The organism is Luteimonas sp. Soil_N_1 (assembly GCF_057656255.1).
This window is the reverse complement of sequence record NZ_JBDGKS010000001.1, coordinates 1,766,666-1,781,142: the sequence shown is the minus strand read 5'-3', so window position 1 is coordinate 1,781,142 and position 14,477 is coordinate 1,766,666. Positions and strand designations below refer to the sequence as shown.

The window sequence follows — 14,477 nt, the reverse complement described above, 5'->3', positions numbered from 1 at the left end:
GCTTTTGTTCTAAGCCCCTCTCCCGATGGGACTACGTGCCCGCCGGGGTAGAGGGGTTGGGGTGAGGGCCGCCGTTCGCATGATGTTCCGCGAAGCGAGCACTCAGTCCGCCAGACCACGCAGCAGATCATTGACGCTGGTCTTGCTGCGGGTCTTCTCGTCGACCTGCTTGACGATCACCGCGCAGTACAGCGAATGGGAACCGTCCCTGGCCGGCAGCTGGCCGGAGACGACGACGCTGCCTGGCGGCACGTAGCCGTAGCTGACTTCGCCGGTCGCGCGATTGTAGATGCGGGTCGACTGGCCGAGGAACACGCCCATGCCGATGACGCTGTGGTGACCGACGACGACGCCTTCGACGACTTCCGAACGCGCGCCGATGAAACAGTGGTCTTCGATGATCGTCGGGCTGGCCTGCAGCGGTTCCAGTACGCCGCCGATACCGGCGCCGCCCGACAGATGCACGTGCTTGCCGATCTGCGCGCAGGAACCGACGGTCGCCCAGGTGTCGACCATCGTGCCTTCACCGACGTACGCGCCGATGTTGACGAAGCTCGGCATCAGCACCACATCGCGGCCGAAGTAGGTGCCGCGGCGCACGGCCGCACCCGGCACCACGCGCACGCCGGCGGCCTTGAACTTCGCTTCGTCGTAGCCCGCGAAACGCGGCTCGACCTTGTCCCAGAACGGCGCCGGCTGCGCATCGACGACGGCCATGTCGTTGGTGCGGAAATACAGCAGCACCGCCTTCTTCAGCCACTCGTTGACCTGCCAGCCGCCGTTGCCGTCAGGCTGGGCGACGCGCAATTCGCCCGACTCCAGGCCCTGCATCGCCTGCTCGACGGCCGGTTTGACGGCGTCGCCGATTTCGGCAGCGGTCAGGTCGCTCCGACGCGCGAACGCATCTTCGATGGTGGTCTGCAGAGCTTGGGTCATGACGGGACTTCGTGGGGGAAAACGGGGCGTTATCGTGCCACGTCGCCGTCGATCGAGGCGAGCAGCGCGGTGCGCAAGGCGTCCTGCGCGTCGTCGTCGAGCAGGCGACCGGCGCTGTCGCTCAGCCGGAACACGTCCTCGACGCGTTCGCCGAACGTCGCCACGCGCGCGTCGTGCACGCGCACGCCATGCTGGCGCAGTTCGTGGGCGACATCGGCCAGCAGCCCGGGGCGATCGGTACAGACGAGACTGAAGACGGTGTGCCGGCCATCGGCGCTGGCATTGAATTCGATACGCGGCGGCACGCGGAAATGGCGCAGATGTCGCGGCTGCGCGCGACGTGCGGGGCGCAGATCCAGCGAACCGGTCAACACCGTGGTGAGCTTGCGTTCGATCGAGGCAAGCTCGAGGCTCTGCCGCGTGTCCGCCGGCAGCACCTGGAACACGTCGAAGATCGTGCCGCCCGGCCCGTCCAGCGCGCGCGCCTGCTGGATCACCAGACCCAGCCGGTCGAGGGTGATGACGATGGCCGAGAACAGCCCATCACGATCGGGCGAATGCACGAAAACTTCCAGCGCCTGGGCGCCTGCGGCAAGCCGGCGCACGCGCACCACGACATCGCCGTCGACGGTGTCACGCAGGCCCAGCGCCTGCCAGACCACCTGGTCGGCGCGACCGCGCAGGAAACTCTCCTGCGGAATGCGGGTGAACAGCGCATCAGCTTCGGTGTCATTGACGCCGTGCGCCGACAGCAGACCGCGCGCGCGATCGCGCGCTTCGGCGATGCGCTCGACGGCGGCCACCGGATTCTCGAGACCACGCCGCAACGCCAGCCGCGTCGCGCTGCGCAGGTCGGTCAGCAGCCGGTCCTTCCATGCGTTCCACAGCTTGGGCGAGGTGCCGGCAATGTCGGCGCAGGTCAGCAGGTAGAGGTAGTCGAGGCGCTCACGATCGGCGACCTCGGTGGCGAACTTGTGGATCACCGCCGGATCGGAAATGTCGAGCTTCTGCGCGCTGGTCGACATCAGCAGGTGCCGCTTGACCAGCCATTCGACGAGCGCGGTGTCCGGCTCGCCCAGGCCGTGGCCTTCGCAGAACTCGCGCGCATCCACTGCCCCGAGTTCGGAATGGTCACCGCCGCGGCCCTTGGCGATGTCGTGGAACAGGCCGGCGATCAGCAGCAGTTCCGGCTTGCGCAGCTGCGGCCAGACTTCGTGCGCGCTGGAGAAGCGCTCGTCCGGCGCCTCGGACGCGAAGCTGGCGATGTTGCGCAGCACCGCGAGCGTGTGCTGATCGACCGTGTAGACGTGGAACAGGTCGAACTGCATGCGCCCTGTGACGTTCGCGAACTCGGGAATCCACACGCCCAGCACACCCAGACGCGCCATGCGTTCGAGTGTGCGCACCGGAATCGGACCGCGCAGCAGGCCGAGGAACTGCTCGCGCAATTCAGTCGATGCGTTGCGCCACGACGGCAGCGCATGCAGCGATTCGGCGAGCGCGCGCGCCGTCTGCGAATGCAGGCCGCGCAGTTCCTGGTGATCGGCCCACATCGCGAACAGATCGAACACGCGGGCGATGTCACCACCCGGCCAGACATCGTCACGCGCGACCAGATACCCGCGCTGGCTGCCGAACTCGGCATCGAGCGGCTGCAGGCTGCCCTCGCCTTCGATCTGCTCCTCGAACCGCTGCAGCATGCGTTCGCTGATCCGCTGCACCACCGAAGCGCTGCGGTAGAACTCCTGCATCATTTTCTCGACCAGCGGATTATCCGCGGCCTCGACGTGATGCAGCCGCGCCGCCAGCGCCTTCTGGTAGTCGAAACGCAGACGTTCTTCGGCCTTGCCGGCCACCAGATGCAGGCCGAACCGCAGCCGCGACAGTGTGCGGCGTTCGCGCTCTAGCGTTGCGTGTTCGTCCACGCCGAGCTGGCCCAGCGCGATCAGTTCCTCGGTGCCATAGACGCCCAGCACGCGCCGCGCCATCCAGCGCAGGTTGTGCACGTCACGCAGGCCGCCGGGGCCGTCCTTGATGTTGGGTTCGAGGTTGTCGGCGGTATCGCCGAAGCGCGCGTGGCGCATCTCGAGTTCGCGGCGCTTGGCGTGGAAGAAATCATCCGCCGGCCAGACCTTGGTATCGGCGATCGCGTCCATCAGCGCACGCACCTCGCCGATGTTGGCCAGCAGTGGGCGCGCTTCCAGCAGCGCGGTCAACACAGTCACATCTTCGGCGGCGCGCGTGCACTCTTCGAAACTGCGCACCGCGTGACCGACCGGCAATCCGAAGTCCCACAGCAGCGCGAGCATGCGGCCCAGTGCTTCGGCATGTTCGGCCTGCGCCTCGGACGTGGCGATGACCAACAGATCGATATCGGAATGCGGAAACAGTTCGCCGCGGCCATAACCACCGACCGCGAACAGCGCCAGCGGTGCGTCGCCGGGAATGCAGCGCGCCCAGGCCTTGCGCACCCAGCCATCGACGGCGTTGGCACGCGCGGCGAGCAGACGGTCGATGTGCTGGCCGGCGTCGAAGCCCTGCGCCAGACGCGCATCGTGGGCGGCAAGCGCGGCACGCGCCTCCGCCACCCATGCCATGTCGTCGCTATCGGCGCCGGGGACCTGGGGGGCGGTGCGCTCGCCCACGTCAGAGAGGCGCGTTGTCGAGAAACGGGTCGTTGTCGTCGCCCGGGATGCGGGTCAGCACGTCCACGCCGTCTGCGGTGACCGCGACCGTGTGCTCCCACTGCGCGGACAGCTTCCGGTCCTTGGTGACCACGGTCCAGCCATCGGGCAGCACCTTGGTGAAGCGCGTGCCCTCGTTGATCATCGGCTCGATCGTGAAGGTCATGCCTTCCTTGAGCACGACGCCGGCGCCCGGCGTGCCGTAATGCAGCACCTGCGGTTCGTCGTGATAGACCTTGCCGATGCCGTGGCCGCAGTACTCGCGCACCACGCTGAAACGCTCGGCCTCGGCGTACTTCTGGATCGCGTGACCGACATCGCCCAGCGTCGCGCCCGGCTTCACTTCACGGATGCCACGCCACATCGCCTCGCGCGTCACCTCAACCAGACGCCGCGCCATCACCGACGGCGTACCGACGAAATACATGCGGCTGGTATCGCCGTGCCAGCCGTCCTTGATGACGGTGACATCGATATTGATGATGTCGCCTTCCTTAAGGACCTTGGCGTCGTTGGGAATGCCGTGGCAGATGACGTTGTTGGCCGAGATGCACGTCGTCTTGGGATAGCCCTTGTAGCCGACGTTGGCCGGAATCGCGCCCTGCACCCGGATGATGTGGTCGTAACAGATGCGGTCCAGCTCCTCGGTCGTCACCCCCGGCTTCACATGCGGGGCGACGATCTGCAGCACCTCGGCGGCCAAGCGGCCAGCCACGCGCATCTTCTCGATTTCTTCGGGCGTCTTGGTGTGGATACTCATGCCGGCATTATCGCCGAAATTCGCTTTCGAGCGCAGGCGTGCCCGCATCGGGCGCCTCCGGGCACGCAACGCGGATCGCCCGCTCCGGGCTCAGAAGATTCTGAAACCACACGGTTGTGGCTGCGGGTCACACATGGGCACCGTCGCGTTCCCTAGCATTTCCAGAACGTGCAGGCGCTGCGAGGCGGACGCTGGACGACCCATCTTTCAAGGAGACTCAAATGCGTTCGTTCCATCGTGCCTGCCTGCTGATCGGCGCCCTCGCCGCGTCCACCTTCGCTCTGCCTGCCGCTGCACAGCAGACTGCAACGACGACGTTCGATGTGACCCTGACGATCACGTCGGCCTGCTCCATCGATACGCCTGCCGCCACCGATGTGGCGTTCGGCGCCCAGCCGTCGACGGCGATCAATGTGGATGCCGTAGGCCAGTTGAACGTCAACTGCACGCCCGGCACCGGCTACACCATCGCGCTCAGCCCCGGCCTGCACGCGGACGGCGGTGGTGTCACCGCGCGGGCGATGTCCAGCGGCGCCGGCATCCTGGTGCCCTATCAGCTCTACCAGGACGTGAGCCGCACGACCGTCTGGGGCGAGACCTCCGATACGGTGAGCGGCTCAGGCACCGGAACCGTGGAGGAAGTCTTCGTTTACGGTCGCGTTCCCAGTGCGAACTATGCCGCCGAAACGTATAGCGACACCGTCACCGCCACGATCACCTACTGAGCCTGTGGCTGGCTCACGACCCGCGGCGACGGCGTCAATCCGCGCCCACATGCGCGCATCGCTCCTGCTCTTGGCCGTGGGATTCGCTTTGTCGCCACCTGGTATTGCAGCAGACCTGCAGGTGGCGCCCACGCTGGTGACCATTGCGCCCCAGCGTGCGGCGGACGGCTTGACCCTGCGCAACAGTGGCGCGCAGCGGCTGGTCGCGCAGGTCAGGGTGTTCGCCTGGCAGCAGGTGGACGGCGAAGACCGGCTGTCAGAAACCTCGGATATCGCGGTCAGCCCGCCGATGCTTGAGATCGCGCCGGGCGCCGAGCAACTGGTGCGGGTCGTGCGGCTGATCGATGCACCCGCGACGCAGGAGGGCAGCTACCGGCTGATCGTCGACGAGCTGCCCGGGCCGAAGCCCGCGCCCGCGCGCACCGGTCTGAACTTCGTGCTGCGCTACTCGGTGCCCGTCTTCCTCGAACCCGCCGCCACCGCGGCGCCGGTCCTGCACGCGCGCCTGGCCAAGGATGCGGACGGGGGGCCGGCGGTGGAGATCCAGAACATCGGCAGTGCGCGCGCGCAGATCGCCGATCTCGCCCGTGTGGGCACAGGCGGGCGACAGGTCGTGGCCGAGGGGCTGGCCGGCTACGTCCTGCCGGGCCAGACCCGACGCTGGCCGCTGCCGGGGGCGTTGCAGCCCGGCGCTCCGGCCGGGATCGAGGCCCGCATCAACGGCGAACCGGATGCACGTCAGCTGCTGCCGGATCGCTAGCGCTGTCGGCATGGCCGTCCTGCTGTCCCTGTCGCCCGCACATGCCTCGCCAATACCGGACCCCGACGACCGGCGGCCGGTTCCCACCCGCCTGTATCTGGCGGTCACGGTCAACGAGGTCGCGCAAGACGGACTGGTTCCGTTCGAGCAGATCGATGGCCGCCTGCATGCCACCGGCAGCACGCTGCGCCGCCTGGGCTTTGCCCTGGAGGCGCCCGACACCGGTGCGCTTCTCGCGGTCGAGACGATCGCGGGCGTCCATGTGCGCTACGACCCGGCCACCCAGGCCGTGCGCATCGATGCGCCCCTCGACGTGCTCGCCCTGTCCTCCACGCGGCTCGGTCGTCAGGCGGACGAGCGCGCCGTGGTGACCGATCGCGCGCCGGGCATATTGCTCAATTACGACCTCTACGCCAGCGACAGCAGCGGCGGCTGGAGCGCGAGCGGCTTCGGGGAGCTGCGGATCTTCGGCATGGGCAGTGCCATCGTTTCGACCACCGGCGTCGGCCGCGTGTTCCGTCCTGATGGCGAGCGCAGGCAGCACGACAGCGTGCGGCTGGACAGCCGGATCCAATGGTCGTTTCCCGACGCCGCCGTCTCGGTCATCGTCGGCGACACGTTCACGGGCTTTCTGGACTGGACCCGACCGGTCCGCATCGGTGGCATCCAGGTCGGCCGCAACTTCGCCCTGCAGCCGTATCGCATCACGATTCCGTTGCCGGAGTTTCTCGGCGAGGCGACGGTGCCGTCCAATGTCGAGCTCTACGTCAACGGGCTTCGGCAGTACACCGGCAGCACGCCGCCCGGTCCGTTCCAGCTTGCGCCAGTCCCGGGCGTCAACGGCGCCGGCAACGCGCGGGTGGTGGTCACCGACGCCTATGGCCGGGTCAACACGCTCGACTTTCCGTTCTATTCGACACAGCGCCTGCTCGCGGCCGGACTGAGCGACTGGTCGCTGGGCCTGGGCCAGGTGCGGGAACGCTACGGCATCGCGTCCTTCCAGTACGCCGACACCCTGGTCGGCAGTGGCAGCCTGCGTTACGGCGTCAACAACCAGCTGACGATGGAGGCCCATATCGAAGGCAGTGACGGGCTCGTCACCGCCGGTACAGGCGGCGCATGGCTGGCCGGCATGGCTGGCGTATTCAATGCCGCGTACGCCCACAGCCGCGCCGACACGCAGCGTGGCAGCCAGTTCACCCTGGGCTGGTCCTGGAGCGACAGCCGGTACCAGTTCGCCGCCGATACCCGCCGCACCCGGGGCGACTATCGCGATGTCGCAGCCCTGTACGGGCCACCGCCGCCGAGTCGTACCGAGCGCGCAGTCGTCGGCATCAGTACCCGCGCCGGCAACCTCGGGGTGACCTGGGTGCGCCTGGACCAGGCGACCCGGGATCGCGCGGACGGCGTGGCCGGACGTACGCCCGATCGCGCCCGTTACGCCGGCCTGTACTGGAGTCACGGCTTCGCCAACGGCTGGTATGCCAGCGCTTCGATCAACCAGGGGCTGGATGCGGACCGCGACCGCAGCGCCTACCTCGGCCTGGTGGTCCCGCTCGGCCGTCAGGGTGAGCGCCAGGCCGCACTGTCGTGGCAGCGCGACACGGGCGGTGACAGTGCGGTCGTGGATGTCTCCAGACCCGTCCCGGGCGACGGTGGCGCCGGCTGGCGGGTCCAGGCGCGCGCGGGCGGATTGTCGGGCGGGCTGGCCGAGGGCGCCTGGCAGGGGTCGCGCGGCCGCATCGGCGGTGGCATGTCACGGGCCGGCGACAACCGGTTCACCTATGCGCAGGCTTCGGGCAGTCTCGTCGGAATGGGTGGGGGCCTGTTCGCCGCACGCGCGATCACCGACGCCTTCGCCGTGGTATCCGCTGGCGGCTACGCCGGTGTGCCGGTTGCGCTGGAGAACCGGCGGATCGGCGAGACCGACGACCGTGGCCTGCTGCTGGTGGCGCCGCTCAACGCCTGGCAGCACAACCGCCTCTCGATCGACCCGATGGACCTGCCCGCGGACATCCGTGTCACCGACGCCGCCCGCCTTGCGACACCGGCACAGGGCGCCGGTGTCCGGGTCGGCTTCGAGGTCCGTCGCGTCCGCGCCGTGATGATCGAGTTGCTGGATGCGGACGGCGCGCCCCTGCCGGTCGGCAGCCGGATCGAGAACGCACCCGCCGGCATGCCGGACCAGGTCGGCTACGACGGCCAGGTCTACGCCGAGGACCTGCCCGGCGGCACCGTGCTTCGGATCGGCCTGCCGGCGGGGGGCGTGTGCACCGCATCGGTGCCGACGACACCCGCCGGCATCGCCCCGCATGCCGACACCCTGAGCTTGCGCTGCGTGCCGGAGTCCGTGCCGTGAGCATCTGGATGAAAAGCATGCTGCTGGTCCTCGGCAGCGCCGCAATGGCCAGTGCTCCACCTCCGGTCCGGGCCTCGACCACGTGTACCGCCAGCGCGACGCCACTGGCGTTCGGCAGCGTGGCGGGCACGACGCCGGTCGATGCCAACGGCGTGGTGACGGTGAATTGCTCCACGCTCAACGTCACGCTGCTCTCGACGGTCCGGGTCCGCATGTGCCTCAACATCGGCGCGGGTATCGCGGGTGGCGGACAGTACACACCGCGCCGCATGCGCAACGCCGAAGGCGACCCGCTGCAGTTCCAGATCTACCGGGACCTGTCGCGGACCCTGGTGTGGGGCAGTACCGGCGCGGCGGCCGCACCGACGCCGCTCGAAGCCACGCTCGAATACACGGTGCTCGCGCTAGGGGCCTCCGGCAGTCTCAGCATTCCCGTCTATGGCCGCGTCCCGGCGCAAGGTGCGCTGTCGGCCGGCATTTTCAGCAATGCGTTCACCGGCATGGAAACCCGCCTCGACTACCGCTACAGCAACCAGCTGGTCGGCGTACCTGCCCTGCCGCCGTCCTGCACCAGTGGCGGACTCGGCGGTGGCAGCGTCACCTTCCCGTTCACCGCGACGGCACCGGTCCCGAGCCGCTGCACCATCACCAGCGTCACGCCGATGGGCTTCGGCACCGTGCCGGGAAGGGTGACGGGCGGGATCGACCGGATCGCCACGCTGGCATTCAACTGCACCGGGCGCACCGCGTGGACGGTGGGGCTCGACAACGGCAACCATGCCTCGGGCAACACGCGACGGATGCGCCTGGGCACGGGCGGGTCGAGTTACGTGAACTACGAGCTCTACAGCAACGCCGCGCGGAACCAGCGCTGGGGCGCGACCACCGCGACCGGCGCCGTGCCGGGCACCGGGACCGGCGGCAACCAGTCGCTGTCCATCTATGGCCGGATACCCGGTCCCCAGACCGTCCCGGCAGGAACGTACACCGACACGGTCCAGGTCACGATCACCTACTGAACCGCACGCTGGCGCCGCCTGATTGCTCCGATGCCACAGCCGGCGTATGATCGGCGGCTGCCCGGGAGACCGGGTCGCCAATGCCGGGCGTCACCGGCAAATCCACACCTGCCGCAACAGCCCGTGCCGGGGTGCCTCGCAAGAGGTTCGGTCACGGAGGCGACAGGGAGGCTCAACCCCGGAACCACTGCCCCGCCCCGTGCGGCGCAACCGCCCATACCCTTCCGTGGCGGCCGGTTCCACTGCCAGGAGTTCCACCATGCCCCAGATCACCATGCGCCAGATGCTCGAAGCCGGTGTCCATTTCGGCCACCAGACGCGCTACTGGAACCCCAAGATGTCGCCGTACATCTTCGGTGCCCGCGGCAAGATCCACATCATCAACCTCGAGAAGACCGTTCCGCTGTTCAACGACGCGATGAACTTCATCTCGGGTATCGCGCAGAAGCGCGGCATGATCCTGTTCATCGGCACCAAGCGCAGCGCCCGCGAAGCGATCAAGGAAGAAGCCGAGCGTTGCGGTATGCCGTTCATGACCCAGCGCTGGCTGGGCGGCACGCTGACCAACTTCGCCACGGTGAAGAAGTCGGTGTCGCGTCTGAAGGAGCTGGAAGCAGCCGAGACCGACGGCACGTTCGAGAAGCTGGTCAAGCACGAAGTGCTGGGCCTGCGCCGCGAGCGCGACAAGCTGGAAGCCTCGCTGGGCGGCATCAAGGACATGAACCGTCTGCCCGACGCGCTGTTCGTCATCGACATCGGCCATGAAGACATCGCCATCAAGGAAGCCAAGAAGCTCGGCATCCCGGTGATCGCGGTCGTCGACACGAACTACGATCCGGCCCTGGTCGACTACGCGATCCCGGGCAACGACGACGCCATCCGCGCCGTGCAGCTGTACGCGAACGCCGCGGCCGACGCCGTGCTGGAAGGCAAGGCTGCGACTCCGAGCGCGGCCAATGTGCGCGAGGAAGAGTTCGCCGAAGGCGGCGAGAAGCCGGCCCGCGCCCCGCGCGGCAAGAAGGCCGACGACGCCCAGGCCGAAGCGGCACCTGCGGCCGAGTAACCGCTGCGACATGCGGCCGTCCCATGCTGGGCGGCCGCGCCTCGCGTCATGCGCGGACCTGTGTGCCGCTGGCGCCGATACATCGAGGGCGGGCCATTGCCTGCCGACATCTCCCGAATTCAGAGGTCTCCAATGGAAATCACCGCATCCCTTGTCAAGGAACTGCGCGAGCGCACCGGCGCCGGCATGATGGAGTGCAAGAAGGCGCTCAGCGAAACCGGCGGCAACATCGACGCCGCTGCAGAAGCCCTGCGCAAGTCGGGTCTGGCCAAGGCTGACAAGAAGGCCGATCGCGTTGCTGCCGAAGGCCGTATCGCCGCCGCGCAGAACGACACCACCGCCGTCCTCGTCGAGATCAACTCCGAGACCGACTTCGTCGCCAAGGACGACAACTTCCTGCGCTTCATCGACACCGTCGCCCAGACCGCACTGTCGTCCGGTGCCGCGGACGTCGAGGCTCTGAAGGCTGCGAAGGTCGAGTCCGGCGAGACGATCGAGGAAACCCGCGCCGCGGTGATTTCCAAGGTCGGCGAGAACGTGCAGGTGCGTCGCCTGGTCCGCGTGCAGAGCGACAACAACATCGCTGCCTACGTCCACGGCGGCCGTATCGGCGTGCTGGTCGAGCTCAAGGGCGGCGATGCCGACCTGGCCCGCGGTCTTGCGATGCACGTGGCGGCGATGAACCCGCCCTACAACAAGGCGGCCGACGTCCCGACCGACTTCGTCGAGAAGGAAAAGGAAATCGAGCTGGCCAAGATGTCCGAGAAGGACAAGAGCAAGCCGGCCGATATCCTCGAGAAGATCATCAGCGGCAAGATCAACAAGATCGTCAACGAAGTCACCCTGTACGGTCAGCCCTACGTGCTCGACACCGACAAGACCGTCGAGGCCGTGCTCAAGGCCGCCGGTGCAGAAGTCGTCGGTTACCAGCGCCTGGCCGTTGGCGAGGGCATCGAGAAGGTGGTCGAGGATTACGCCGCCGAAGTGATGAAGCAGGCCGGTCTGGCCTGATCATCCCCACCCGCGACGCCCCTGGCGTCGCCAGGTGATCGGAAAAAAACGCGCCGGAAGGCGCGTTTTTTTTATCCCGGGCGGACCGGACGAGCGTCGATGCGACGAGCCTCCGGTCAGGCTTCGCGCAACTACACCCCATGGCGCGAACGCACACGCTCTTGTGAGGCCTCGCCGCCGCTTCGGATGCAACGCATCCTCCGCCGTGGCTGATGCGCGCAGACGCCCGCATCTCCCTGGATGTGCGGGCGCGCCAGCGCGGCACCTCGATGCCGATGTCCCGGATACGAAAACGCCCCGGTCACGGGGCGTTCCAGGTCCGATCACAAAGCAGCGCGGATCACTCCAGATCGCGGACGCCGAGTTCCTCGAGCGCATTGCGCATCAGCAGCGCCGCAGGCCCGCTGAGCTTCTCGTTGTCGAGCGCGTAACGGATCGTCGCCTCGATCAGCCCGAGATGCGTGCCGCAGTCGAAGCGCACACCCTTGAAGCGGTAGGCGTGCACCGGCTGTTCGGCCAGCAACGCCGCGATCGCGTCGGTCAGCTGGATCTCGCCACCCGCCCCCGGCCTGGTCTTCTCCAGCAATTCGAAGATGCGGCCGTCTAGCACATAGCGTCCTACGACCGCCAAGGTGCTCGGTGCATCCTCGGGCCTGGGCTTCTCCACCATCGCATTGATACGGCCGTGGCGGCCGTCGAACGCGTCGGTCGCCACGATGCCGTAGCTGGCGGTCTGCTCGCGCGCGACATCCTGGACCGCGATCATGCTCGCGCCGGTCGCCTCGTGGGCATCGGCCATCTGCCTCAGCGCACCGGCGCCGTTGCGGTTCCACAGCAGATCGTCTGGCAGCATGACCGCGAACGGCTCATCGCCGATGACCGCACGCGCGCACAGCACTGCATGGCCGAGACCACGCGCTTCGGGCTGGGTCACGAAGATCGCCTGAACCCCATCGGGCAACGGACGACGCACCTTTTCCAGCAGTTCATGCTTGCCCGCCGCCTCGAGTCGATCCTCAAGTTCATAGGCCTTGTCGAAGTAGTCGCCGATTGCGTGCTTGTAGCGGTTGGTCACGAACACGAGCGTGTCGCAGCCCGCCTCGATCGCTTCGTCCACCGCGTACTGGATCAGGGGCCGATCGACGATCGGCAGCATTTCCTTGGGTACCGTCTTCGTCGCAGGCAGGAAGCGGGTGCCCAGTCCTGCAACCGGGAACACCGCCTTGCGGATCCTTTGCGTCATAGCTGTCTCGCGTGTCGTGGGGGAAACGCCACGATTGTCGCACCACTGTTGTGTGCAGCAGACGAAACCAGCGGCGCGAATTCCGGCACCGCTTCGCGTAATGAGACAGCGAGCAGATCCAGGTCGTAACGCAGGACACCATCCTGGAGTTTGGCCAGTGCGATGCCGAGCCTCTCCGTCTGGACTGGGCGTGCATCGGCCTGGAGAATCTTCGGATGCGCAGTGGGCCGATAACGTTCGTCGGCGTGGAAGAGTGTCTCGTGCAGCTTCTCGCCCGGTCGCAATCCGGAGTACACGATGGCGACGTCATGGCCCGGATGTTTGCCGGCCAGACGGATCATCTCCTCGGCCAGCAACCGGATCGAAACTGGTTCGCCCATGTCGAGCGTGTAGACCGCCTGCGGCGAGCCGATCGCAACCGATTGCATGATCAGCTGACAGGCCTCTGGAATCGTCATGAAGTAACGCGTCACTTCAGGATCGGTGACCGTCACCGGGCCGCCGCGCCGGATCTGCTCGCGGAACAACGGCACCACGCTGCCGGCCGAGTCGAGCACGTTGCCGAACCGGACGGTGATGAAGTCGGTGACGGATGTGCCGGCCAGACCCTGGCAGACCATTTCCGCCAGCCGCTTGGTCGCGCCGAGCACGTTGACCGGATCCACGGCCTTGTCGGTGGAAATAAGCACGAACGTGCCCACGCGATGCTCGATCGCAGCGTGTGCCACGACACGTGTCGCGAGTACGTTGTTGCGAACGCCCTCGCGCAACTGGGCTTCGAGTACCGGCACCTGCTTGTAGGCAGCTGCGTGGAACACCGCATCGGGCTTCGACAGGCGCATCGCATGTGCGATTACTGCCGCATCACCGCAATCACCCAGGACAGGAATCAGTTCGATGCGCGGGAAGTCGCGCCGCAGTTCGCTTTCGATGCGCGTCAGCGCGAGCTCGTCCATCTCGACAAGCGCGATCTGCGCGGTTCCGTTGCGGGCGCACTGGCGGCACAGTTCCGACCCGATCGAGCCACCGGCGCCGGTGATCAGCACACTGCGCCCGCGCAACCACGCGCGGATCGCTTTCCAGTCCGGCGTCACCGGTTTGCGACCGAGCAGGTCCTCGATCGCGACCTCTTTCAGTTCGCCGGGCAGCGAGCGCCCTTCCAGCAGATCGTCGAGCCGGGGAACGGTGCGGAAAGGCAGGCTGGTCCGCTCGCAGGCCGCCACGACCTTGCGCATCTCCGCCGCGTCGACGGACGGCATCGCGATCACGAGCAGCTTGGCCGCGGTTTCCGGGGCCACCGTTTCGAGATCCGCAATGCGGCCCAGGACCGGCAGACCCTGCAGCTGGCTGCCGCGCAGCTTGGGCGCGTCGTCGAGAAACCCGACCGGGTCATAGGCGCCGGTACGGCGCAGATCGCGCACGAGCGCCTCGCCCGCCTGACCCGCGCCCAGAATCAGGACGCGCACGGCGGATTGGTGTGTCCGCACCATGCCGTGATCCTTCCACGCGCGGTACAGAAGCCGCGGCATGCCCAGCAGCGCCGCCAGCAGCAGCGGGTAGGTGACCAGTACGGTGCGCGGCACCAGATCCAGACGGTTGTAGACGAACAGCACCAGCATGATCGCCATCAGGCCCAGGATCGAGGCCTTCACGATGTTCATCAGGTCCGGGACGCTCGCGAACCGCCAGACCCCGCGATACAGGCCTACACGCCAGAAGATCAGGCCTTGCGCGAACAGGATGAGGACGATCTCCGTCGACCACAGCGAGAACGCCGGTGCGCCCTGCATGACGGAATGCCGGAACTGGTGCAGTCCGACCCAGCACAGCCACACCATCGCCAGGTCGTGCACGAACACCGCTGCGCGTGGCAGAAGCACGCCCAGTCTTGCCTTGAAATCACTCATTCGGTCGCAT

General features: G+C 67.4%; 11 protein-coding genes. 6 read left to right on the top strand and 5 right to left on the bottom strand.

Going from position 1 to position 14,477, the window contains the following annotated elements:
- Nucleotides 1-102: 102 nt before the first annotated feature.
- The 3 genes from dapD to map are packed head-to-tail and all read right to left on the bottom strand — an operon-like array spanning nt 103 to nt 4,380.
- Nucleotides 103-936: a 2,3,4,5-tetrahydropyridine-2,6-dicarboxylate N-succinyltransferase gene (gene dapD, locus AC3A4E_RS08280; RefSeq protein WP_487631022.1), complete on the bottom strand. Its 834-nt coding sequence runs from the start codon at nt 934-936 to the stop codon at nt 103-105.
- A 29-nt stretch (nt 937-965) separates the two neighbouring features.
- Entirely contained in the window at nt 966-3,533 is a 2,568-nt protein-coding gene (gene glnD / locus AC3A4E_RS08275; RefSeq protein ID WP_487631021.1) for a [protein-PII] uridylyltransferase, read from the bottom strand.
- 49 nt (nt 3,534-3,582) lie between these two features.
- Complete coding sequence (gene map, locus AC3A4E_RS08270) at nt 3,583-4,380, bottom strand: type I methionyl aminopeptidase (protein WP_232150546.1); 798 nt, start codon at nt 4,378-4,380, stop codon at nt 3,583-3,585.
- Between the two features lie 221 nt (nt 4,381-4,601).
- Here map and AC3A4E_RS08265 point away from each other — a divergent pair, with 221 nt between their 5' ends.
- The 6 genes from AC3A4E_RS08265 to tsf all read left to right on the top strand — a co-directional run bounded on the left by AC3A4E_RS08265 (nt 4,602) and on the right by tsf (nt 11,317).
- Nucleotides 4,602-5,105 carry a Csu type fimbrial protein gene (locus AC3A4E_RS08265; protein WP_487631020.1) on the top strand — a complete coding sequence of 168 codons (504 nt, stop codon included), beginning with the start codon at nt 4,602-4,604 and terminating at the stop codon, nt 5,103-5,105.
- A gap of 121 nt (nt 5,106-5,226) precedes the next feature.
- On the top strand, nt 5,227-5,865 hold the full coding sequence (locus tag AC3A4E_RS08260) for a fimbrial biogenesis chaperone (protein WP_487631019.1): 639 nt from the start codon (nt 5,227-5,229) through the stop codon (nt 5,863-5,865).
- Between the two features lie 10 nt (nt 5,866-5,875).
- Nucleotides 5,876-8,224, top strand: a complete 2,349-nt coding sequence (locus tag AC3A4E_RS08255) for a fimbria/pilus outer membrane usher protein (RefSeq protein ID WP_487631018.1) — start codon at nt 5,876-5,878, stop codon at nt 8,222-8,224.
- Nucleotides 8,225-8,232: 8 nt separating this feature from the next.
- Nucleotides 8,233-9,243 (top strand): Csu type fimbrial protein, encoded by a 1,011-nt coding sequence (locus AC3A4E_RS08250; protein WP_487631017.1) that lies wholly within the window; start codon nt 8,233-8,235, stop codon nt 9,241-9,243.
- Between the two features lie 259 nt (nt 9,244-9,502).
- The gene (gene rpsB, locus AC3A4E_RS08245) at nt 9,503-10,306 is read left to right on the top strand and encodes a 30S ribosomal protein S2 (RefSeq protein ID WP_487631016.1); all 804 of its coding nucleotides are present in this window, start codon (nt 9,503-9,505) and stop codon (nt 10,304-10,306) included.
- A gap of 132 nt (nt 10,307-10,438) precedes the next feature.
- A complete protein-coding gene (tsf, locus tag AC3A4E_RS08240; RefSeq protein ID WP_487631015.1) occupies nt 10,439-11,317 on the top strand; it encodes a translation elongation factor Ts in 879 nt (292 codons plus the stop codon).
- 340 nt (nt 11,318-11,657) lie between these two features.
- On the opposite strand, the gene galU is transcribed toward tsf, so the two are convergent.
- Together galU and AC3A4E_RS08230 are read right to left on the bottom strand one after the other, a co-directional pair.
- Nucleotides 11,658-12,560, bottom strand: a complete 903-nt coding sequence (gene galU / locus AC3A4E_RS08235; RefSeq protein ID WP_487631014.1) for a UTP--glucose-1-phosphate uridylyltransferase GalU — start codon at nt 12,558-12,560, stop codon at nt 11,658-11,660.
- The gene (locus AC3A4E_RS08230) at nt 12,557-14,467 is read right to left on the bottom strand and encodes a polysaccharide biosynthesis protein (protein ID WP_487631013.1); all 1,911 of its coding nucleotides are present in this window, start codon (nt 14,465-14,467) and stop codon (nt 12,557-12,559) included. The genes galU and AC3A4E_RS08230 overlap by 4 nt, the downstream gene beginning before the upstream one ends.
- Nucleotides 14,468-14,477 lie beyond the last annotated feature (10 nt).

What these genes read in the sequence shown, in the direction of transcription:
- dapD (WP_487631022.1), bottom strand. Translation starts at nt 936, where the DNA reads ATGACCCAAGCTCTGCAGACCACCATCGAAGATGCGTTCGCGCGTCGG.
- glnD (WP_487631021.1), bottom strand. Translation starts at nt 3,533, where the DNA reads ATGGCATGGGTGGCGGAGGCGCGTGCCGCGCTTGCCGCCCACGATGCG.
- map (WP_232150546.1), bottom strand. Translation starts at nt 4,380, where the DNA reads ATGAGTATCCACACCAAGACGCCCGAAGAAATCGAGAAGATGCGCGTG.
- AC3A4E_RS08265 (WP_487631020.1), top strand. Translation starts at nt 4,602, where the DNA reads ATGCGTTCGTTCCATCGTGCCTGCCTGCTGATCGGCGCCCTCGCCGCG.
- AC3A4E_RS08255 (WP_487631018.1), top strand. Translation starts at nt 5,876, where the DNA reads ATGGCCGTCCTGCTGTCCCTGTCGCCCGCACATGCCTCGCCAATACCG.
- AC3A4E_RS08250 (WP_487631017.1), top strand. Translation starts at nt 8,233, where the DNA reads ATGAAAAGCATGCTGCTGGTCCTCGGCAGCGCCGCAATGGCCAGTGCT.
- rpsB (WP_487631016.1), top strand. Translation starts at nt 9,503, where the DNA reads ATGCCCCAGATCACCATGCGCCAGATGCTCGAAGCCGGTGTCCATTTC.
- tsf (WP_487631015.1), top strand. Translation starts at nt 10,439, where the DNA reads ATGGAAATCACCGCATCCCTTGTCAAGGAACTGCGCGAGCGCACCGGC.
- galU (WP_487631014.1), bottom strand. Translation starts at nt 12,560, where the DNA reads ATGACGCAAAGGATCCGCAAGGCGGTGTTCCCGGTTGCAGGACTGGGC.
- AC3A4E_RS08230 (WP_487631013.1), bottom strand. Translation starts at nt 14,467, where the DNA reads ATGAGTGATTTCAAGGCAAGACTGGGCGTGCTTCTGCCACGCGCAGCG.